This window comes from Klebsiella oxytoca NBRC 105695 (assembly GCF_001598695.1).
Lineage (GTDB): Bacteria > Pseudomonadota > Gammaproteobacteria > Enterobacterales > Enterobacteriaceae > Klebsiella > Klebsiella oxytoca.
In genome coordinates, this window is record NZ_BCZK01000027.1 from 1 (window position 1) to 16,583 (window position 16,583).

Annotated in this window: 34 protein-coding genes; 32 read left to right on the forward strand and 2 right to left on the reverse strand. The window is 50.2% G+C overall.

What is annotated here, in order from left to right; genetic code table 11:
- On the forward strand, nt 1–394 hold a 394-nt coding region (bfr, locus tag KO1_RS26165), incomplete at its 5' end, for a bacterioferritin (protein ID WP_064407180.1).
- Here the strand turns inward: bfr and KO1_RS26170 are convergent.
- Nucleotides 378–854, reverse strand: coding sequence for a prepilin peptidase (locus KO1_RS26170; RefSeq protein WP_024274769.1), 477 nt, complete (start codon nt 852–854; stop codon nt 378–380). The two genes, bfr and KO1_RS26170, sit on opposite strands and share 17 nt — an antisense overlap.
- 378 nt (nt 855–1,232) lie before the next feature.
- Here KO1_RS26170 and rpsJ point away from each other — a divergent pair, with 378 nt between their 5' ends.
- The 31 genes from rpsJ to KO1_RS27795 all read left to right on the forward strand — a co-directional run bounded on the left by rpsJ (nt 1,233) and on the right by KO1_RS27795 (nt 16,112).
- A complete protein-coding gene (gene rpsJ, locus KO1_RS26175; protein ID WP_001181005.1) occupies nt 1,233–1,544 on the forward strand; it encodes a 30S ribosomal protein S10 in 312 nt (103 codons plus the stop codon).
- Nucleotides 1,545–1,576: 32 nt separating this feature from the next.
- Nucleotides 1,577–2,206 (forward strand): 50S ribosomal protein L3, encoded by a 630-nt coding sequence (gene rplC, locus KO1_RS26180; RefSeq protein WP_004106354.1) that lies wholly within the window; start codon nt 1,577–1,579, stop codon nt 2,204–2,206.
- A gap of 10 nt (nt 2,207–2,216) precedes the next feature.
- Complete coding sequence (gene rplD, locus KO1_RS26185; protein ID WP_003031119.1) at nt 2,217–2,822, forward strand: 50S ribosomal protein L4; 606 nt, start codon at nt 2,217–2,219, stop codon at nt 2,820–2,822.
- Nucleotides 2,819–3,121: a 50S ribosomal protein L23 gene (gene rplW, locus KO1_RS26190; RefSeq protein WP_000617546.1), complete on the forward strand. Its 303-nt coding sequence runs from the start codon at nt 2,819–2,821 to the stop codon at nt 3,119–3,121. The genes rplD and rplW overlap by 4 nt, the downstream gene beginning before the upstream one ends.
- Before the next feature lie 17 nt (nt 3,122–3,138).
- Nucleotides 3,139–3,960 carry a 50S ribosomal protein L2 gene (gene rplB / locus KO1_RS26195; protein ID WP_000301869.1) on the forward strand — a complete coding sequence of 274 codons (822 nt, stop codon included), beginning with the start codon at nt 3,139–3,141 and terminating at the stop codon, nt 3,958–3,960.
- Between the two features lie 16 nt (nt 3,961–3,976).
- Nucleotides 3,977–4,255 (forward strand): 30S ribosomal protein S19, encoded by a 279-nt coding sequence (gene rpsS, locus KO1_RS26200; protein ID WP_001138115.1) that lies wholly within the window; start codon nt 3,977–3,979, stop codon nt 4,253–4,255.
- Nucleotides 4,256–4,269: 14 nt separating this feature from the next.
- Nucleotides 4,270–4,602: a 50S ribosomal protein L22 gene (gene rplV / locus KO1_RS26205; protein WP_002919773.1), complete on the forward strand. Its 333-nt coding sequence runs from the start codon at nt 4,270–4,272 to the stop codon at nt 4,600–4,602.
- Nucleotides 4,603–4,619: 17 nt separating this feature from the next.
- A complete protein-coding gene (gene rpsC / locus KO1_RS26210; protein ID WP_004106350.1) occupies nt 4,620–5,318 on the forward strand; it encodes a 30S ribosomal protein S3 in 699 nt (232 codons plus the stop codon).
- Nucleotides 5,319–5,330: 12 nt separating this feature from the next.
- The gene (gene rplP, locus KO1_RS26215; protein WP_002919759.1) at nt 5,331–5,741 is read left to right on the forward strand and encodes a 50S ribosomal protein L16; all 411 of its coding nucleotides are present in this window, start codon (nt 5,331–5,333) and stop codon (nt 5,739–5,741) included.
- Nucleotides 5,741–5,932, forward strand: coding sequence for a 50S ribosomal protein L29 (rpmC, locus tag KO1_RS26220; protein WP_002919754.1), 192 nt, complete (start codon nt 5,741–5,743; stop codon nt 5,930–5,932). The genes rplP and rpmC overlap by 1 nt, the downstream gene beginning before the upstream one ends.
- Entirely contained in the window at nt 5,932–6,186 is a 255-nt protein-coding gene (rpsQ, locus tag KO1_RS26225; RefSeq protein ID WP_004106347.1) for a 30S ribosomal protein S17, read from the forward strand. The genes rpmC and rpsQ overlap by 1 nt, the downstream gene beginning before the upstream one ends.
- Nucleotides 6,187–6,351: 165 nt before the next feature.
- Nucleotides 6,352–6,723 carry a 50S ribosomal protein L14 gene (gene rplN / locus KO1_RS26230; RefSeq protein ID WP_000613954.1) on the forward strand — a complete coding sequence of 124 codons (372 nt, stop codon included), beginning with the start codon at nt 6,352–6,354 and terminating at the stop codon, nt 6,721–6,723.
- 10 nt (nt 6,724–6,733) lie between these two features.
- Nucleotides 6,734–7,048, forward strand: a complete 315-nt coding sequence (gene rplX / locus KO1_RS26235; RefSeq protein ID WP_004106345.1) for a 50S ribosomal protein L24 — start codon at nt 6,734–6,736, stop codon at nt 7,046–7,048.
- 14 nt (nt 7,049–7,062) lie between these two features.
- A complete protein-coding gene (rplE, locus tag KO1_RS26240; RefSeq protein ID WP_001096202.1) occupies nt 7,063–7,602 on the forward strand; it encodes a 50S ribosomal protein L5 in 540 nt (179 codons plus the stop codon).
- 14 nt (nt 7,603–7,616) lie between these two features.
- Nucleotides 7,617–7,922 carry a 30S ribosomal protein S14 gene (rpsN, locus tag KO1_RS26245; RefSeq protein WP_002919667.1) on the forward strand — a complete coding sequence of 102 codons (306 nt, stop codon included), beginning with the start codon at nt 7,617–7,619 and terminating at the stop codon, nt 7,920–7,922.
- A gap of 33 nt (nt 7,923–7,955) precedes the next feature.
- Nucleotides 7,956–8,348: a 30S ribosomal protein S8 gene (rpsH, locus tag KO1_RS26250; protein ID WP_004106343.1), complete on the forward strand. Its 393-nt coding sequence runs from the start codon at nt 7,956–7,958 to the stop codon at nt 8,346–8,348.
- 12 nt (nt 8,349–8,360) lie between these two features.
- Entirely contained in the window at nt 8,361–8,894 is a 534-nt protein-coding gene (gene rplF / locus KO1_RS26255; RefSeq protein ID WP_004106341.1) for a 50S ribosomal protein L6, read from the forward strand.
- Between the two features lie 9 nt (nt 8,895–8,903).
- Complete coding sequence (gene rplR, locus KO1_RS26260; protein ID WP_000358960.1) at nt 8,904–9,257, forward strand: 50S ribosomal protein L18; 354 nt, start codon at nt 8,904–8,906, stop codon at nt 9,255–9,257.
- A 14-nt stretch (nt 9,258–9,271) separates the two neighbouring features.
- Nucleotides 9,272–9,775, forward strand: a complete 504-nt coding sequence (gene rpsE / locus KO1_RS26265) for a 30S ribosomal protein S5 (protein WP_004106339.1) — start codon at nt 9,272–9,274, stop codon at nt 9,773–9,775.
- Nucleotides 9,776–9,778: 3 nt separating this feature from the next.
- Nucleotides 9,779–9,958 carry a 50S ribosomal protein L30 gene (rpmD, locus tag KO1_RS26270; RefSeq protein ID WP_001140434.1) on the forward strand — a complete coding sequence of 60 codons (180 nt, stop codon included), beginning with the start codon at nt 9,779–9,781 and terminating at the stop codon, nt 9,956–9,958.
- Nucleotides 9,959–9,961: 3 nt separating this feature from the next.
- Complete coding sequence (rplO, locus tag KO1_RS26275) at nt 9,962–10,396, forward strand: 50S ribosomal protein L15 (RefSeq protein ID WP_004106336.1); 435 nt, start codon at nt 9,962–9,964, stop codon at nt 10,394–10,396.
- 7 nt (nt 10,397–10,403) lie between these two features.
- Entirely contained in the window at nt 10,404–11,735 is a 1,332-nt protein-coding gene (gene secY / locus KO1_RS26280; protein WP_004106334.1) for a preprotein translocase subunit SecY, read from the forward strand.
- A gap of 31 nt (nt 11,736–11,766) precedes the next feature.
- Nucleotides 11,767–11,883: a 50S ribosomal protein L36 gene (gene rpmJ, locus KO1_RS26285; protein ID WP_000868187.1), complete on the forward strand. Its 117-nt coding sequence runs from the start codon at nt 11,767–11,769 to the stop codon at nt 11,881–11,883.
- Nucleotides 11,884–12,029: 146 nt separating this feature from the next.
- Nucleotides 12,030–12,386: a 30S ribosomal protein S13 gene (rpsM, locus tag KO1_RS26290; RefSeq protein ID WP_004106333.1), complete on the forward strand. Its 357-nt coding sequence runs from the start codon at nt 12,030–12,032 to the stop codon at nt 12,384–12,386.
- 16 nt (nt 12,387–12,402) lie between these two features.
- Entirely contained in the window at nt 12,403–12,792 is a 390-nt protein-coding gene (gene rpsK / locus KO1_RS26295; protein ID WP_004138423.1) for a 30S ribosomal protein S11, read from the forward strand.
- 33 nt (nt 12,793–12,825) lie between these two features.
- Entirely contained in the window at nt 12,826–13,446 is a 621-nt protein-coding gene (rpsD, locus tag KO1_RS26300; RefSeq protein WP_004106330.1) for a 30S ribosomal protein S4, read from the forward strand.
- Between the two features lie 25 nt (nt 13,447–13,471).
- A complete protein-coding gene (locus KO1_RS26305) occupies nt 13,472–14,461 on the forward strand; it encodes a DNA-directed RNA polymerase subunit alpha (protein WP_002919219.1) in 990 nt (329 codons plus the stop codon).
- A gap of 40 nt (nt 14,462–14,501) precedes the next feature.
- The gene (gene rplQ, locus KO1_RS26310; RefSeq protein ID WP_004106324.1) at nt 14,502–14,888 is read left to right on the forward strand and encodes a 50S ribosomal protein L17; all 387 of its coding nucleotides are present in this window, start codon (nt 14,502–14,504) and stop codon (nt 14,886–14,888) included.
- 107 nt (nt 14,889–14,995) lie between these two features.
- On the forward strand, nt 14,996–15,364 hold the full coding sequence (locus KO1_RS26315; protein WP_004106314.1) for a DnaJ family domain-containing protein: 369 nt from the start codon (nt 14,996–14,998) through the stop codon (nt 15,362–15,364).
- Between the two features lie 2 nt (nt 15,365–15,366).
- On the forward strand, nt 15,367–15,792 hold the full coding sequence (gene zntR / locus KO1_RS26320; RefSeq protein WP_004106312.1) for a Zn(2+)-responsive transcriptional regulator: 426 nt from the start codon (nt 15,367–15,369) through the stop codon (nt 15,790–15,792).
- Nucleotides 15,793–15,851: 59 nt separating this feature from the next.
- The gene (locus KO1_RS27795; protein WP_004106311.1) at nt 15,852–16,112 is read left to right on the forward strand and encodes an alternative ribosome-rescue factor A; all 261 of its coding nucleotides are present in this window, start codon (nt 15,852–15,854) and stop codon (nt 16,110–16,112) included.
- Here KO1_RS27795 and mscL read toward each other — a convergent pair.
- Entirely contained in the window at nt 16,066–16,479 is a 414-nt protein-coding gene (gene mscL, locus KO1_RS26325) for a large-conductance mechanosensitive channel protein MscL (RefSeq protein WP_004106310.1), read from the reverse strand. The two genes, KO1_RS27795 and mscL, sit on opposite strands and share 47 nt — an antisense overlap.
- Nucleotides 16,480–16,583 lie beyond the last annotated feature (104 nt).

Genomic DNA, 16,583 nt, shown 5'->3' on the forward strand with positions numbered 1-16,583 from the left:
TGCGAGAATGTTCAAAAACTGGGGCCTGATGCGCCTCAATGATGTCGAATACCATGAATCCATCGATGAAATGAAGCATGCCGATAAGTATATCGAGCGTATTTTGTTTCTTGAGGGGATCCCTAACCTGCAGGACCTCGGTAAACTCCGCATTGGGGAGGACGTCGAGGAGATGCTGCAATCTGACCTGAGGCTGGAACTGGAAGGGGCAAAGGATCTACGAGAAGCCATTGCCTATGCCGACAGCGTCCATGACTACGTCAGCCGGGATATGTTAATCACTATCCTTGCAGACGAAGAAGGGCATATCGATTGGCTTGAAACCGAACTGGATCTCATAGCTAAAATTGGTCTGCAGAATTATCTTCAGTCGCAGATTAAAGTGGCGGACTAAGAAAGGTCATACCTTCAGATGATAAACCCGCTACGGCCAGAAAAGGGCCAAAAGGTAGCGGGTTATGTAATGCCTCTCTTTCTCTGGTGCGTAGAATCACTACTGCTACGGCAGCGCATGCCAGAATCGTTGCGATAAGAACCAGCTGCGGTAAAGCTCTCCAGCCATGCCAGGCTCCGAGTGCGGCGAGTAACTTTACATCACCGTAGCCGATACCTTCAGACCCACGTACTCCCCTGTAGAACCAATAAATCAACGCAAAGGCCAGATAGCCTGCTATCGCTCCCCATACCGCATGCGGAAGATTGACCGGCGACATAGATACATAGTAAAGCAGCCCGCTCCAGAGCAGAGGGCAGGTGAATTTATCGGGTAGCAAGCCATAGCGCAGATCGTGCCAGCTGAGAGTGAGCAATAAGCCGCCGTAGATAATAAAGAAGACAACGTTCGCAACTGCCATTGATTTTCTCCATGTTGTGGCTGTTAGCACCGAGTGTGCTGAGGTGGAGAGCATCTGGCAAAGGCCAATGACCGGGAATGGACTGACTTATCCAAATTTTTTATGTCTACAGGTTGCGTTACGGCGTGAGCGGAAGCGGACTCGCAGAAAGAAGTGATGATTTTCTACGCAGTACTTGCGTTGTGGCTGAATTTGCGTATAATGCGCGGGCCTGTCAAAGTTGACGGCCGGTTCGATATGAACCCTGGTAGCAGCAACAAGCTACCAAACAATGTTCCCAATTGGGGAACTATGTAAGAACGGTTACGCTCTCCCATCAATCGTAATGGGTATGAGGAGTAACCATTTCGTCTATAAAATAATTGGAGCTCTGGTCTCATGCAGAACCAAAGAATCCGTATCCGCCTTAAAGCGTTTGATCATCGTCTGATCGATCAATCAACCGCGGAAATCGTCGAGACTGCTAAGCGCACTGGTGCGCAAGTCCGTGGTCCGATCCCGCTGCCGACCCGCAAAGAGCGCTTTACCGTTCTGATCTCTCCGCACGTTAACAAAGACGCGCGCGATCAGTACGAAATCCGCACTCATAAGCGTCTGGTTGACATCGTTGAGCCAACTGAAAAAACCGTTGATGCTCTGATGCGTCTGGATCTGGCTGCCGGTGTAGACGTGCAGATCAGCCTGGGTTAATCAGGTCATCGAGCGATTGAGAGGTTGAAACAATGATTGGTTTAGTCGGTAAAAAAGTGGGCATGACCCGCATCTTCACTGAAGATGGCGTATCTATCCCAGTAACCGTAATCGAAGTTGAAGCAAACCGCGTTACTCAGGTTAAAGATCTGGCTAACGATGGCTACCGTGCCGTTCAGGTTACCACTGGTGCTAAAAAAGCTAACCGTGTAACCAAACCGGAAGCGGGTCACTTCGCTAAAGCTGGCGTTGAAGCTGGCCGTGGTCTGTGGGAATTCCGTCTGGCTGACGGCGAAGAGTTCACCGTAGGTCAGGACATTAGCGTTGAGCTGTTTGCTGACGTTAAAAAAGTTGACGTAACCGGTACCTCTAAAGGTAAAGGTTTTGCTGGTACCGTTAAGCGCTGGAACTTCCGTACCCAGGACGCAACTCACGGTAACTCCTTGTCTCACCGCGTTCCGGGTTCTATCGGTCAGAACCAGACTCCGGGCAAAGTGTTCAAAGGCAAGAAAATGGCAGGTCAGCTGGGTAACGAACGTGTAACCGTTCAGAGCCTGGACGTAGTACGTGTTGACGCTGAGCGCAACCTGCTGCTGGTTAAAGGTGCAGTCCCGGGTGCAACCGGTAGCGACCTGATCGTTAAACCAGCTGTGAAGGCGTAAGGGGATAGCAATGGAATTAGTATTGAAAGACGCGCAGAGCGCGCTGACTGTTTCCGAAACTACCTTCGGTCGTGATTTCAACGAAGCGCTGGTTCACCAGGTTGTAGTTGCTTATGCAGCTGGTGCTCGTCAGGGTACTCGTGCTCAGAAGACTCGTGCTGAAGTAACTGGTTCAGGCAAAAAGCCGTGGCGCCAGAAAGGTACCGGCCGTGCGCGTTCAGGTTCTATCAAGAGCCCGATCTGGCGTTCAGGTGGCGTGACCTTCGCTGCTCGTCCGCAGGACCACAGTCAAAAAGTTAACAAAAAGATGTACCGCGGCGCGCTGAAAAGCATTCTGTCCGAACTGGTACGTCAGGATCGTCTGATCGTTGTCGAATCTTTCTCTGTAGAAGCGCCTAAAACTAAGCTGCTGGCACAGAAACTGAAAGACATGGCTCTGGAAGATGTGCTGATCATCACCGGTGAGCTGGACGAGAACCTGTTCCTTGCTGCGCGCAACCTGCACAAGGTTGACGTACGTGATGCAACTGGTATCGACCCGGTTAGCCTGATCGCCTTCGACAAAGTCGTAATGACTGCTGATGCTGTTAAGCAAGTTGAGGAGATGCTGGCATGATTCGTGAAGAACGTCTGCTGAAGGTGCTGCGCGCACCGCACGTTTCTGAAAAAGCGTCTACTGCGATGGAAAAAACTAACACCATCGTTCTCAAAGTTGCTAAAGACGCGACCAAAGCAGAGATCAAAGCTGCTGTGCAGAAACTGTTTGAAGTCGAAGTCGAAGTCGTTAACACCCTGGTGGTTAAAGGGAAAGTTAAACGTCACGGACAGCGTATCGGTCGTCGTAGCGACTGGAAAAAAGCTTACGTCACCCTGAAGGAAGGCCAGAATCTGGACTTCGTCGGCGGCGCTGAGTAAGTCGGAGGAGTAATACAATGGCAGTTGTTAAATGTAAACCGACATCTCCGGGTCGTCGCCACGTTGTTAAAGTGGTCAACCCAGAGCTGCACAAGGGCAAACCTTTTGCTCCGCTGGTTGAAAAAAACAGCAAATCCGGTGGTCGTAACAACAATGGCCGTATCACCACTCGTCATATCGGTGGTGGTCACAAACAGGCCTACCGTATTGTTGACTTCAAACGCAACAAAGATGGTATCCCGGCAGTTGTTGAACGTCTTGAGTACGATCCGAACCGCTCCGCGAACATCGCGCTGGTTCTGTACAAAGACGGTGAGCGCCGTTACATTCTGGCCCCTAAAGGCCTGAAAGCTGGCGACCAGATTCAGTCTGGCGTTGATGCTGCAATCAAAGCAGGCAACACCCTGCCGATGCGCAATATCCCGGTTGGTTCTACCGTTCATAACGTAGAAATGAAACCAGGTAAAGGCGGTCAGCTGGCTCGTTCCGCTGGTACTTACGTTCAGATCGTTGCTCGCGATGGTGCTTATGTCACCCTGCGTCTGCGTTCTGGTGAAATGCGTAAAGTCGAAGCAGACTGCCGCGCTACTCTGGGCGAAGTTGGCAATGCTGAGCATATGCTGCGCGTTCTGGGTAAAGCAGGTGCTGCACGCTGGCGTGGCGTTCGTCCTACCGTTCGCGGTACTGCGATGAACCCAGTCGACCACCCACATGGTGGTGGTGAAGGTCGTAACTTTGGTAAGCACCCGGTAACTCCGTGGGGCGTTCAGACCAAAGGTAAGAAGACCCGCAGCAACAAGCGTACTGATAAATTCATCGTACGTCGCCGTAGCAAATAATTTTAGAGGATAAGCCATGCCACGTTCTCTCAAGAAAGGTCCTTTTATTGACCTGCACTTGCTGAAGAAGGTAGAGAAAGCGGTGGAAAGCGGAGACAAGAAGCCCCTGCGCACTTGGTCCCGTCGTTCAACGATCTTTCCTAACATGATCGGTTTGACCATCGCTGTCCATAATGGTCGTCAGCACGTTCCAGTTTTTGTTTCCGACGAAATGGTTGGTCACAAACTGGGTGAATTCGCACCGACTCGTACTTATCGCGGCCACGCTGCTGATAAAAAAGCGAAGAAGAAATAAGGTAGGAGGAAGAGATGGAAACTTTAGCTCAACATCGCCATGCTCGTTCTTCTGCTCAGAAGGTACGCCTTGTTGCTGACCTGATTCGCGGTAAGAAAGTGTCGCAGGCCCTGGATATTCTGACCTACACCAACAAGAAAGCTGCTGTACTGGTCAAGAAGGTACTGGAATCTGCCATTGCTAACGCTGAACACAACGATGGCGCTGACATTGATGATCTGAAAGTTGCGAAAATTTTCGTAGACGAAGGCCCGAGCATGAAGCGCATTATGCCGCGTGCTAAAGGTCGTGCAGATCGCATCCTGAAGCGCACCAGCCACATTACTGTGGTTGTGTCCGATCGCTGAGACTCTGGAGACTAGCAATGGGTCAGAAAGTACATCCTAATGGTATTCGCCTGGGTATTGTAAAACCATGGAACTCTACCTGGTTTGCGAACACCAAAGAATTCGCTGACAACCTGGACAGCGATTTTAAAGTACGTCAGTACCTGACTAAGGAACTGGCGAAAGCGTCTGTATCTCGCATCGTTATCGAGCGTCCGGCTAAGAGCATTCGTGTGACCATTCACACCGCTCGCCCGGGTATCGTTATCGGTAAGAAAGGCGAAGACGTAGAAAAACTGCGCAAGGTCGTCGCGGATCTCGCTGGCGTGCCTGCACAGATCAATATTGCCGAAGTTCGTAAGCCTGAACTGGACGCTAAATTGGTTGCTGACAGCATCACTTCTCAGCTGGAACGTCGCGTTATGTTCCGTCGTGCTATGAAGCGTGCTGTACAGAACGCAATGCGTCTGGGCGCTAAAGGTATCAAAGTTGAAGTTAGCGGCCGTCTGGGCGGCGCGGAAATCGCACGTACCGAATGGTACCGTGAAGGTCGCGTACCGCTGCACACTCTGCGTGCTGACATCGACTACAACACCTCTGAAGCGCACACCACTTACGGTGTAATCGGCGTTAAGGTATGGATCTTCAAAGGTGAGATCCTGGGTGGTATGGCTGCTGTTGAACAACCGGAACCGGCTGCTCAACCTAAAAAGCAGCAGCGTAAAGGCCGTAAATAAGGAGCGTCGCTGATGTTACAACCAAAGCGTACAAAATTCCGTAAAGTGCACAAAGGCCGCAACCGTGGTCTGGCGCAGGGTACGGATGTTAGCTTCGGCACTTTCGGTCTGAAAGCTGTTGGCCGTGGTCGTCTGACTGCACGTCAGATCGAAGCAGCACGTCGTGCTATGACCCGTGCAGTTAAGCGTCAAGGTAAGATCTGGATCCGTGTATTCCCGGACAAACCGATCACCGAGAAGCCGCTGGAAGTTCGTATGGGTAAAGGTAAAGGTAACGTGGAGTACTGGGTTGCCTTGATTCAGCCGGGTAAAGTCCTTTATGAAATGGACGGCGTACCGGAAGAGCTGGCCCGTGAAGCATTCGGCCTGGCAGCAGCGAAACTGCCGATCAAAACCACCTTTGTAACTAAGACGGTGATGTAATGAAAGCAAAAGAGCTGCGTGAAAAAAGCGTTGAAGAGCTGAACGCTGAGCTGCTGAACCTGCTGCGTGAGCAGTTCAACCTGCGTATGCAGGCTGCAAGTGGCCAGCTGCAACAGACTCATCTGCTGAAGCAAGTGCGTCGTGATGTTGCACGCGTTAAGACTTTACTGACTCAGAAGGCGGGTGCGTAATGACCGATAAAATCCGTACTCTGCAAGGTCGCGTGGTTAGCGACAAAATGGAGAAATCCATTGTTGTTGCTATCGAACGTATGGTGAAACACCCGGTATACGGCAAATTCATCAAGCGTACGACCAAACTGCACGTACATGACGAGAACAACGAATGCGGTATCGGTGACGTGGTTGAAATCCGCGAATGCCGTCCGCTGTCCAAGACTAAGTCCTGGACGCTGGTTCGCGTTGTAGAGAAAGCGGTTCTGTAATACAGTACGCATTCTCGATACGGATAAACGGCTCAGCGATGAGCCGTTTATTTTTTCTACCCATATCTGATTTGCGGTGTTATAATGCCGCGCCCTCGATATGGGGCTTTTTTAACGACCCTATTTTTGGGTCTCAGTAGTAGTTGACATTAGCGGAGCACTAAAATGATCCAAGAACAGACTATGCTGAACGTCGCCGACAACTCCGGTGCACGTCGCGTAATGTGTATCAAGGTTCTGGGTGGCTCGCACCGTCGCTACGCAGGCGTAGGCGACATCATCAAGATCACCATCAAAGAAGCAATTCCGCGTGGTAAGGTCAAAAAAGGTGATGTGCTGAAGGCGGTAGTGGTGCGCACCAAGAAGGGTGTTCGTCGCCCGGACGGTTCTGTCATTCGCTTCGATGGTAATGCATGCGTTATTTTAAACAATAACAGCGAGCAGCCCATCGGTACGCGTATTTTTGGGCCGGTAACTCGTGAACTTCGTAACGAGAAGTTCATGAAAATTATCTCTCTGGCCCCAGAAGTACTCTAAGGAGCGAATCATGGCAGCGAAAATCCGTCGTGATGACGAAGTTATCGTGTTAACCGGTAAAGATAAAGGTAAACGCGGTAAAGTTAAGAATGTCTTGTCTTCCGGCAAGCTCATTGTTGAAGGTATCAACCTGGTTAAGAAACACCAGAAGCCGGTTCCGGCTCTGAACCAACCAGGCGGCATCGTTGAAAAAGAAGCTGCTATTCAGGTTTCTAACGTTGCAATCTTCAATGCGGCAACCGGCAAGGCTGACCGTGTAGGCTTTAGATTCGAAGACGGCAAAAAAGTCCGTTTCTTCAAGTCTAACAGCGAAACTATCAAGTAATTTGGAGTAGTACGATGGCGAAACTGCATGATTACTACAAAGACGAAGTAGTTAAGAAACTCATGACTGAGTTTAACTACAATTCTGTCATGCAAGTCCCTCGGGTCGAGAAGATCACCCTGAACATGGGTGTTGGTGAAGCGATCGCTGACAAGAAACTGCTGGATAACGCAGCAGCGGATCTGACAGCAATCTCCGGTCAAAAACCGCTGATCACCAAAGCACGCAAATCAGTTGCAGGCTTCAAAATCCGTCAGGGCTATCCGATCGGCTGTAAAGTAACTCTGCGTGGCGAACGCATGTGGGAGTTCTTTGAGCGCCTGATCACTATTGCTGTACCGCGTATCCGTGACTTCCGTGGCTTGTCCGCTAAGTCTTTCGACGGTCGTGGCAACTACAGCATGGGTGTCCGTGAGCAGATCATCTTCCCAGAAATCGACTACGATAAAGTCGACCGCGTTCGTGGTTTGGATATTACCATTACCACTACTGCGAAATCTGATGAAGAAGGCCGCGCTCTGCTGGCTGCCTTTGACTTCCCGTTCCGCAAGTAAGGTAGGGTTACTTAATGGCTAAGCAATCAATGAAAGCACGCGAAGTAAAGCGCGTGGCTTTAGCTGATAAATTCTTCGCTAAACGCGCTGAACTGAAAGCTATCATCTCTGATGTGAACGCAACCGACGAAGATCGTTGGAATGCTGTTCTCAAGCTGCAGACTCTGCCGCGTGATTCCAGCCCGTCTCGTCAGCGTAATCGCTGCCGTCAAACAGGTCGTCCGCATGGTTTCCTGCGGAAGTTCGGGTTGAGCCGTATCAAGGTCCGTGAAGCCGCAATGCGCGGTGAAATCCCGGGTCTGAAAAAGGCTAGCTGGTAATTGTCACCAATTGAATCACGGGAGTAAAGACAGATGAGCATGCAAGATCCGATCGCGGATATGCTGACCCGTATCCGTAACGGTCAGGCCGCGAATAAAGCTGCGGTCACCATGCCTTCCTCCAAGCTGAAAGTGGCAATTGCCAACGTGCTGAAGGAAGAAGGCTTTATTGAAGATTTTAAAGTTGAAGGCGACATCAAGCCGGAACTGGAACTGACTCTTAAGTATTTCCAGGGTAAAGCTGTTGTAGAAAGCATTCAGCGTGTCAGCCGCCCAGGTCTGCGCATCTACAAACGTAAAGATGAGCTGCCGAAAGTTATGGCGGGTCTGGGTATCGCGGTTATTTCTACCTCTAAAGGTGTTATGACTGATCGTGCAGCGCGCCAGGCTGGTCTTGGTGGCGAAATTATCTGCTACGTAGCCTAATCGGAGGAAAAAATGTCTCGTGTTGCTAAAGCACCGGTCGTTGTTCCTGCCGGCGTTGATGTAAAAATCAACGGTCAGGTTATTACGATCAAAGGTAAAAACGGCGAGCTGACTCGTACCCTCAACAATGCTGTTGAAGTTAAACATGCAGATAATGCTCTGACCTTCGGTCCGCGTGATGGTTTCGTGGATGGATGGGCTCAGGCTGGTACCGCGCGTGCCCTGCTGAACTCAATGGTTGTTGGTGTTACCGAAGGCTTCACTAAAAAGCTTCAGCTGGTTGGTGTAGGTTATCGTGCAGCGGTCAAAGGGGATGTAGTAAACCTGGCTTTAGGTTTCTCTCATCCTGTTGAGCATAAACTGCCGGCCGGTATCACTGCAGAATGTCCGACTCAAACTGAAATCGTGCTGAAAGGCGCTGATAAGCAGGTGATCGGTCAGGTTGCAGCAGATCTGCGCGCCTACCGTCGTCCTGAGCCTTATAAAGGTAAGGGTGTTCGTTACGCCGACGAAGTCGTGCGTACCAAAGAGGCTAAGAAGAAGTAAGGTAACACTATGGATAAGAAATCTGCTCGTATCCGTCGTGCGACCCGCGCACGCCGCAAGCTCCAGGAGCTGGGTGCAACTCGCCTGGTGGTACATCGTACCCCGCGTCATATTTACGCACAGGTAATTGCACCGAACGGTTCTGAAGTTCTGGTAGCTGCTTCTACTGTAGAAAAAGCTATCGCTGAACAACTGAAGTACACCGGTAACAAAGACGCGGCTGCAGCTGTGGGTAAAGCTGTCGCTGAACGCGCTCTGGAAAAAGGCATCAAAGATGTATCCTTTGACCGTTCCGGGTTCCAATATCATGGTCGTGTCCAGGCACTGGCAGATGCTGCCCGTGAAGCTGGCCTTCAGTTCTAAGGTAGAGGTGTAAGATGGCTCACATCGAAAAACAAGCTGGCGAACTGCAGGAAAAGCTGATCGCGGTTAACCGCGTATCTAAAACCGTTAAAGGTGGTCGTATTTTCTCCTTCACAGCTCTGACTGTAGTTGGTGACGGTAACGGTCGCGTTGGTTTTGGTTACGGTAAAGCGCGTGAAGTTCCAGCAGCGATCCAGAAAGCGATGGAAAAAGCCCGTCGCAATATGATTAACGTCGCGCTGAACCACGGCACCCTGCAGCACCCGGTTAAAGGTGTTCACACGGGTTCTCGTGTATTCATGCAGCCAGCTTCCGAAGGTACCGGTATCATCGCCGGTGGTGCAATGCGCGCCGTTCTGGAAGTTGCTGGAGTTCATAACGTTCTGGCCAAAGCATATGGTTCCACCAACCCGATCAACGTGGTTCGTGCAACTATTGATGGCCTGGAAAATATGAATTCTCCAGAAATGGTCGCTGCCAAGCGTGGTAAATCCGTTGAAGAAATTCTGGGGAAATAAACCATGGCAAAGACTATTAAAATTACTCAAACCCGCAGTGCAATCGGTCGTCTGCCGAAACACAAGGCAACGCTGCTTGGCCTGGGTCTGCGTCGTATTGGTCACACCGTAGAGCGCGAGGATACTCCTGCTGTTCGTGGTATGGTCAACGCGGTTTCCTTCATGGTTAAAGTTGAGGAGTAAGAGATGCGTTTAAATACTCTGTCTCCGGCCGAAGGCTCTAAAAAGGCGGGTAAACGCCTGGGTCGTGGTATCGGTTCTGGCCTCGGTAAAACCGGTGGTCGTGGTCACAAAGGTCAGAACTCTCGTTCTGGCGGTGGCGTACGTCGCGGTTTCGAAGGTGGTCAGATGCCTCTGTACCGTCGCCTGCCGAAATTCGGCTTCACTTCTCGTAAAGCGATGATCACTGCAGAAGTTCGTCTGTCTGATCTGGCTCACGTAGAAGGCGATGTTATCGACCTGAACACGCTGAAAGCGGCTAACATTATCGGTATCCAGATCGAGTTCGCGAAAGTGATCCTGTCTGGTGAAGTATCTCGTCCGGTAACTGTTCGTGGCCTGCGCGTGACTAAAGGTGCTCGTGCTGCTATCGAAGCTGCTGGCGGTAAAATTGAGGAATAAGTAGCAGATGGCTAAGCAACCGGGATTAGATTTTCAAAGTGCCAAAGGTGGGATTGGCGAACTGAAGCGCAGACTGTTGTTTGTAATCGGTGCGTTGATTGTGTTCCGTATTGGCTCTTTTATTCCGATCCCTGGTATTGATGCCGCTGTACTTGCCAAACTGCTTGAGCAACAGCGAGGCACCATCATTGAAATGTTCAACATGTTCTCTGGTGGTGCTCTCAGCCGTGCTTCAATCTTTGCTCTGGGTATCATGCCGTATATTTCGGCATCGATCATTGTCCAGCTGTTAACGGTTGTTTATCAGCCGTTAGCGGAGCTGAAGAAAGAAGGGGAGTCTGGTCGTCGTAAGATCAGCCAGTACACCCGCTACGGTACTCTGGTGCTGGCGATATTCCAGTCGATCGGTATTGCTACCGGTCTACCGAATATGCCTGGTATGCAGGGCCTGGTAATAAATCCAGGCTTTGCATTCTATTTCACCGCTGTTGTTAGTCTGGTCTCAGGAACGATGTTCCTGATGTGGCTCGGCGAACAGATCACTGAGCGTGGTATCGGTAACGGTATTTCGATCATTATCTTCGCTGGTATAGTTGCGGGACTCCCGCCGGCCATAGCCCATACTATCGAGCAAGCGCGTCAAGGCGACCTGCACTTCCTCCTGTTGCTGTTGGTTGCAGTATTAGTATTTGCAGTGACCTTCTTTGTTGTGTTTGTTGAGCGTGGCCAACGCCGCATTGTGGTAAACTACGCGAAACGTCAACAGGGTCGTCGTGTCTATGCTGCACAGAGCACACATTTACCGCTGAAAGTGAATATGGCAGGGGTCATCCCGGCAATCTTCGCTTCCAGTATTATTCTGTTCCCGGCAACCATTACATCTTGGTTCGGGGGCGGTACTGGTTGGAACTGGCTGACAACAATTTCGCTGTATTTGCAGCCTGGGCAACCGCTTTATGTGTTACTCTATGCGTCTGCAATCATCTTCTTCTGTTTCTTCTACACGGCGTTGGTTTTCAACCCGCGTGAAACAGCAGATAACCTGAAGAAGTCCGGTGCATTTGTACCAGGAATTCGTCCGGGAGAGCAAACGGCGAAGTATATCGATAAAGTAATGACTCGCCTGACTTTGGTCGGTGCGTTATACATCACTTTTATCTGCCTGATCCCGGAGTTCATGCGTGATGCAATGAAAGTACCGTTCTACTTCGGTGGGACCTCACTGCTTATCGTTGTTGTCGTGATTATGGACTTTATGGCTCAAGTGCAAACTCTGATGATGTCAAGTCAGTATGAGTCTGCATTGAAGAAGGCGAATCTGAAAGGCTACGGCCGCTAACAGGTCGCTCGAGAAGTTACGGAGAGTAAAAATGAAAGTTCGTGCTTCCGTCAAGAAATTATGCCGTAACTGCAAAATCGTTAAGCGTGATGGCGTCATCCGCGTGATTTGCAGTGCCGAGCCGAAGCATAAACAGCGCCAAGGCTGATTTATTCGCATATTTTTCTTGCAAAGTTGGGTTGAGCTGGCTAGATTAGCCAGCCAATCTTTTGTATGTCTGTACGTTTCCATTTGAGTATCCTGAAAACGGGCTTTTCAGCATGGTGCGTACATATTAAATAGTAGGAGTGCATAGTGGCCCGTATAGCAGGCATTAACATTCCTGATCACAAACATACCGTAATCGCATTAACTGCCATTTTCGGTATCGGCAAGACCCGCTCTAAAGCCATCTGTGCTGACACGGGTATCGCTGAAAATGTTAAGATCAGTGAGCTGTCTGAAGAACAAATTGAATCCCTGCGTGAAGCGGTAGGTAAATTTGTCGTTGAAGGTGATCTGCGCCGTGAAATCACCCTGAGCATCAAGCGTCTGATGGACCTTGGTTGCTATCGTGGTTTACGCCATCGTCGTGGTCTTCCGGTTCGCGGTCAGCGTACTAAGACCAACGCACGTACCCGTAAGGGTCCGCGTAAACCGATCAAGAAATAATCGGGGTGATTGAATAATGGCAAAGGCACCAGTTCGTGCACGTAAGCGTGTAAGAAAACAAGTCTCTGATGGCGTGGCTCATGTCCATGCTTCTTTTAACAACACCATCGTTACCATTACCGATCGTCAAGGTAACGCGCTGGGTTGGGCAACAGCCGGTGGTTCCGGTTTCCGTGGTTCTCGCAAATCCACTCCGTTCGCAGCTCAGGTTGCAGCAGAGCGTTGCGCTGAAGCCGTAAAAGAATACGGCATCAAGAATCTGGAAGTTATGGTCAAAGGTCCGGGTCCAGGTCGCGAATCTACTATTCGTGCACTGAACGCCGCTGGTTTCCGCATCACTAATATTACTGATGTGACTCCGATCCCTCATAACGGTTGTCGTCCGCCGAAAAAACGTCGCGTATAACGCGTTCGTTTCTAGGATTGTTGGAGAAAGAAAATGGCAAGATATTTGGGTCCTAAGCTCAAGCTGAGCCGTCGTGAGGGCACAGACCTGTTCCTTAAGTCTGGCGTTCGCGCGATCGATACCAAGTGTAAAATTGAACAAGCTCCTGGCCAGCACGGTGCGCGTAAACCGCGTCTGTCTGACTATGGTGTGCAGTTGCGTGAAAAGCAAAAAGTTCGCCGTATGTACGGTGTGCTGGAGCGTCAGTTCCGTAACTATTATAAAGAAGCAGCGCGTCTGAAAGGCAACACCGGTGAAAACCTGTTGACTCTGCTGGAAGGTCGTCTGGACAACGTTGTATACCGTATGGGCTTCGGCGCGACTCGTGCTGAATCACGTCAGCTGGTTAGCCACAAAGCTATCATGGTAAACGGTCGTGTTGTTAACATCGCTTCTTATCAGGTTAAAGCGAATGACGTTGTCAGCATTCGTGAGAAAGCGAAAAAGCAATCTCGCGTGAAAGCCGCTCTGGAGCTGGCTGAGCAGCGTGAAAAGCCAACCTGGCTGGAAGTTGATGCTGGCAAGATGGAAGGTACGTTCAAGCGTCTGCCGGAACGTTCTGATCTGTCTGCGGACATTAACGAACACCTGATCGTCGAGCTTTACTCCAAGTAAAGCTTAGTACCAAAGAGAGGACACAATGCAGGGTTCTGTGACAGAGTTTCTAAAACCGCGCCTGGTCGATATCGAGCAAGTGAGTTCGACGCACGCCAAGGTGACCCTTGAACCTTTAGAGCGTGGCTTTGGCCATACTCTAGGTAACGCACTGCGCCGTATTCTGCTCTCATCGATGCCGGGTTGCGCGGTGACCGAGGTTGAGATTGATGGTGTACTTCATGAGTACAGCACCAAAGAAGGCGTTCAGGAAGATATCCTTGAAATCCTGCTCAACCTGAAAGGGCTGGCGGTGAGAGTTCAGGGTAAAGATGAAGTCATCCTTACTTTGAACAAATCTGGCATTGGCCCTGTGACCGCAGCCGACATTACCCATGACGGTGATGTCGAAATCGTCAAGCCGCAACATGTGATCTGCCACCTGACCGATGAGAACGCAGCTATTAGCATGCGTATCAAAGTTCAGCGCGGTCGCGGTTATGTGCCGGCTTCTGCCCGAATTCATTCGGAAGAAGATGAGCGCCCAATCGGCCGTCTGCTGGTCGACGCATGCTACAGCCCGGTAGAGCGTATTGCCTACAATGTTGAAGCAGCGCGTGTAGAACAGCGTACCGACCTGGACAAGCTGGTCATCGAAATGGAAACCAACGGCACAATCGATCCTGAAGAGGCGATTCGTCGTGCGGCAACCATCCTGGCAGAACAACTGGAAGCTTTCGTTGACTTACGTGATGTACGTCAGCCGGAAGTGAAAGAAGAGAAACCAGAATTCGATCCGATCCTGCTGCGCCCTGTTGACGATCTCGAATTGACTGTCCGCTCTGCTAACTGCCTCAAGGCAGAAGCTATCCACTATATCGGTGATCTGGTACAGCGTACCGAGGTTGAGTTGCTGAAAACGCCGAACCTGGGTAAAAAATCTCTTACCGAGATTAAAGACGTGCTGGCTTCACGTGGTTTGTCTCTGGGCATGCGCCTGGAAAACTGGCCACCGGCAAGCATTGCTGACGAGTAACCGGATCACAGGTTAAGGTTTTACTGAGAAGGATAAGGTCATGCGCCATCGTAAGAGTGGTCGTCAACTGAACCGCAACAGCAGCCATCGCCAGGCTATGTTCCGTAACATGGCTGGTTCGCTGGTTCGTCATGAAATCATCAAGACGACCCTGCCGAAAGCGAAAGAACTGCGTCGCGTAGTTGAGCCGCTGATTACTCTTGCCAAGACTGATAGCGTTGCTAATCGTCGTCTGGCATTCGCCCGCACTCGTGATAACGAGATCGTGGCAAAACTGTTTAACGAGCTGGGCCCGCGTTTCGCGAGCCGCGCCGGTGGTTACACTCGTATTATGAAGTGTGGCTTCCGTGCAGGCGACAACGCGCCGATGGCATACATCGAGCTGGTTGATCGCTCTGAATCGAAAGCAGAAGCTGCTGCAGAGTAATCTGTAGTAACGTAAAAAAACCCGCTCCGGCGGGTTTTTTTATATCCTCCCTATTCCTGCTTGTTTACAATATCTGCATTCTTTTTGTTCATCGCCGGAGCCGTATTATGTGGTTACTGGATCAGTGGGCAGAACGCCATATTCTTGATGCCCAGCGCAAAGGTGAATTGGATAATCTTCCGGGCAGTGGCGAACCACTGATTCTGGATGATGATTCACATGTGCCGCCCGAGCTACGCGCAGGTTATCGATTACTCAAGAATGCGGGTTGTTTACCTCCCGAACTTGAACATCGTAAAGAAGCCGTGATGCTAAATGACTTACTTAAAGGCGTTCAGGAGTGCGATCCCCGCTATGCTGAGCTGAGCCGTCGCCTTGCGCTGCTCGAGCTAAAGCTGCGGCAAGCGGGCTTAAATACTGACTTCCTGCGTGGGGATTACGCTGATAAGTTGCTGCATAAGATTAATGAGGAGTAATCATGTACCGCATAGGTGAACTGGCTAAATTGGCTGACGTTACTCCTGATACCATCCGCTATTATGAAAAACAGCAGATGATGGATCATAACGTGCGTACGGAAGGTGGATTTCGTCTCTATTCGGATAACGACCTGCAGAGACTGCGTTTTATCCGCTATGCCAGGCAGCTGGGGTTTACGCTGGAATCGATCCGCGAACTTCTCTCGATCCGCATCGATCCGGAACATCATACCTGTCAGGAATCTAAAGGCATTGTGCAGGCTCGTTTGAGTGAAGTGGAATCCCGTATTAAGGAGCTCCAGGCTATGCGTCGTTCCTTACAGCGGCTCAATGATGCTTGCTGCGGCACAGCGCACAGCAGTGTCTATTGTTCCATTCTTGAAGCGCTCGAGCAGGGCGCCAGTAACAGAAATACCGGGCGTTGATTTTTTCAGCATTCGCGTCTACACTCACGCCGATTTCATTTCACCAATCTGGAGATTTTATGAGCCGCTATCAGCACACTAAAGGGCAGATAAAAGATAATGCCATCGAGGCCTTGCTTCATGACCCGTTATTCAGGCAACGAGTTGAAAAGAATAAGAAGGGGAAAGGCAGTTATCAAAGAAAAGCAAAACATGCGGGGCGGGATGGTCGGGAGGCCAGTGGCAAGAAAGTGATTAACTTTTTTACCACTGGCCTTCTGGTTTTAAAGCCTTTTAAGAGCGATTGTTCTGTTCTTTTAACAGGTCACGAATTTCGCTAAGCAGGACTTCTTCTTTAGTCGGAGCAGGTGGTGCTGCCGGCGCCTCTTCTTTTTTCCTGTTCAATTTGTTCATCAGTTTGATTGCCATAAAAATAGCAAAAGCCACGATGATAAAGTCGAATACATTCTGGATGAATACGCCATAGTGCATTACGACAGCGGGAATGTCGCCCTGGGCATCTCGCAGCGTTACAGCAAACTGTTTAAAGTCAATTCCGCCGATGAGCAAGCCTAGCGGCGGCATAATAATATCGGCAACCAACGACGATACGATTTTACCAAATGCTGCACCAATGATGACACCGACTGCCAGATCAACCACGTTCCCGCGCATCGCAAATTCGCGAAATTCTTTTAAAAAACTCATTTTATTCTCCTTGAGCCAGCAAACACTGATAAGTTTAACAAATGTATTCCTATTTTCCATTATTAGGAAATAATTGCAGGAAAATATTATCCTTTGATATATAA

Coding starts and splice junctions, on each gene's coding strand:
- KO1_RS26170 (WP_024274769.1), bottom strand. CDS start 854: ATGGCAGTTGCGAACGTTGTCTTCTTTATTATCTACGGCGGCTTATTG.
- rpsJ (WP_001181005.1), top strand. CDS start 1,233: ATGCAGAACCAAAGAATCCGTATCCGCCTTAAAGCGTTTGATCATCGT.
- rplC (WP_004106354.1), top strand. CDS start 1,577: ATGATTGGTTTAGTCGGTAAAAAAGTGGGCATGACCCGCATCTTCACT.
- rplD (WP_003031119.1), top strand. CDS start 2,217: ATGGAATTAGTATTGAAAGACGCGCAGAGCGCGCTGACTGTTTCCGAA.
- rplW (WP_000617546.1), top strand. CDS start 2,819: ATGATTCGTGAAGAACGTCTGCTGAAGGTGCTGCGCGCACCGCACGTT.
- rplB (WP_000301869.1), top strand. CDS start 3,139: ATGGCAGTTGTTAAATGTAAACCGACATCTCCGGGTCGTCGCCACGTT.
- rpsS (WP_001138115.1), top strand. CDS start 3,977: ATGCCACGTTCTCTCAAGAAAGGTCCTTTTATTGACCTGCACTTGCTG.
- rplV (WP_002919773.1), top strand. CDS start 4,270: ATGGAAACTTTAGCTCAACATCGCCATGCTCGTTCTTCTGCTCAGAAG.
- rpsC (WP_004106350.1), top strand. CDS start 4,620: ATGGGTCAGAAAGTACATCCTAATGGTATTCGCCTGGGTATTGTAAAA.
- rplP (WP_002919759.1), top strand. CDS start 5,331: ATGTTACAACCAAAGCGTACAAAATTCCGTAAAGTGCACAAAGGCCGC.
- rpmC (WP_002919754.1), top strand. CDS start 5,741: ATGAAAGCAAAAGAGCTGCGTGAAAAAAGCGTTGAAGAGCTGAACGCT.
- rpsQ (WP_004106347.1), top strand. CDS start 5,932: ATGACCGATAAAATCCGTACTCTGCAAGGTCGCGTGGTTAGCGACAAA.
- rplN (WP_000613954.1), top strand. CDS start 6,352: ATGATCCAAGAACAGACTATGCTGAACGTCGCCGACAACTCCGGTGCA.
- rplX (WP_004106345.1), top strand. CDS start 6,734: ATGGCAGCGAAAATCCGTCGTGATGACGAAGTTATCGTGTTAACCGGT.
- rplE (WP_001096202.1), top strand. CDS start 7,063: ATGGCGAAACTGCATGATTACTACAAAGACGAAGTAGTTAAGAAACTC.
- rpsN (WP_002919667.1), top strand. CDS start 7,617: ATGGCTAAGCAATCAATGAAAGCACGCGAAGTAAAGCGCGTGGCTTTA.
- rpsH (WP_004106343.1), top strand. CDS start 7,956: ATGAGCATGCAAGATCCGATCGCGGATATGCTGACCCGTATCCGTAAC.
- rplF (WP_004106341.1), top strand. CDS start 8,361: ATGTCTCGTGTTGCTAAAGCACCGGTCGTTGTTCCTGCCGGCGTTGAT.
- rplR (WP_000358960.1), top strand. CDS start 8,904: ATGGATAAGAAATCTGCTCGTATCCGTCGTGCGACCCGCGCACGCCGC.
- rpsE (WP_004106339.1), top strand. CDS start 9,272: ATGGCTCACATCGAAAAACAAGCTGGCGAACTGCAGGAAAAGCTGATC.
- rpmD (WP_001140434.1), top strand. CDS start 9,779: ATGGCAAAGACTATTAAAATTACTCAAACCCGCAGTGCAATCGGTCGT.
- rplO (WP_004106336.1), top strand. CDS start 9,962: ATGCGTTTAAATACTCTGTCTCCGGCCGAAGGCTCTAAAAAGGCGGGT.
- secY (WP_004106334.1), top strand. CDS start 10,404: ATGGCTAAGCAACCGGGATTAGATTTTCAAAGTGCCAAAGGTGGGATT.
- rpmJ (WP_000868187.1), top strand. CDS start 11,767: ATGAAAGTTCGTGCTTCCGTCAAGAAATTATGCCGTAACTGCAAAATC.
- rpsK (WP_004138423.1), top strand. CDS start 12,403: ATGGCAAAGGCACCAGTTCGTGCACGTAAGCGTGTAAGAAAACAAGTC.
- rpsD (WP_004106330.1), top strand. CDS start 12,826: ATGGCAAGATATTTGGGTCCTAAGCTCAAGCTGAGCCGTCGTGAGGGC.
- KO1_RS26305 (WP_002919219.1), top strand. CDS start 13,472: ATGCAGGGTTCTGTGACAGAGTTTCTAAAACCGCGCCTGGTCGATATC.
- rplQ (WP_004106324.1), top strand. CDS start 14,502: ATGCGCCATCGTAAGAGTGGTCGTCAACTGAACCGCAACAGCAGCCAT.
- KO1_RS26315 (WP_004106314.1), top strand. CDS start 14,996: ATGTGGTTACTGGATCAGTGGGCAGAACGCCATATTCTTGATGCCCAG.
- zntR (WP_004106312.1), top strand. CDS start 15,367: ATGTACCGCATAGGTGAACTGGCTAAATTGGCTGACGTTACTCCTGAT.
- KO1_RS27795 (WP_004106311.1), top strand. CDS start 15,852: ATGAGCCGCTATCAGCACACTAAAGGGCAGATAAAAGATAATGCCATC.
- mscL (WP_004106310.1), bottom strand. CDS start 16,479: ATGAGTTTTTTAAAAGAATTTCGCGAATTTGCGATGCGCGGGAACGTG.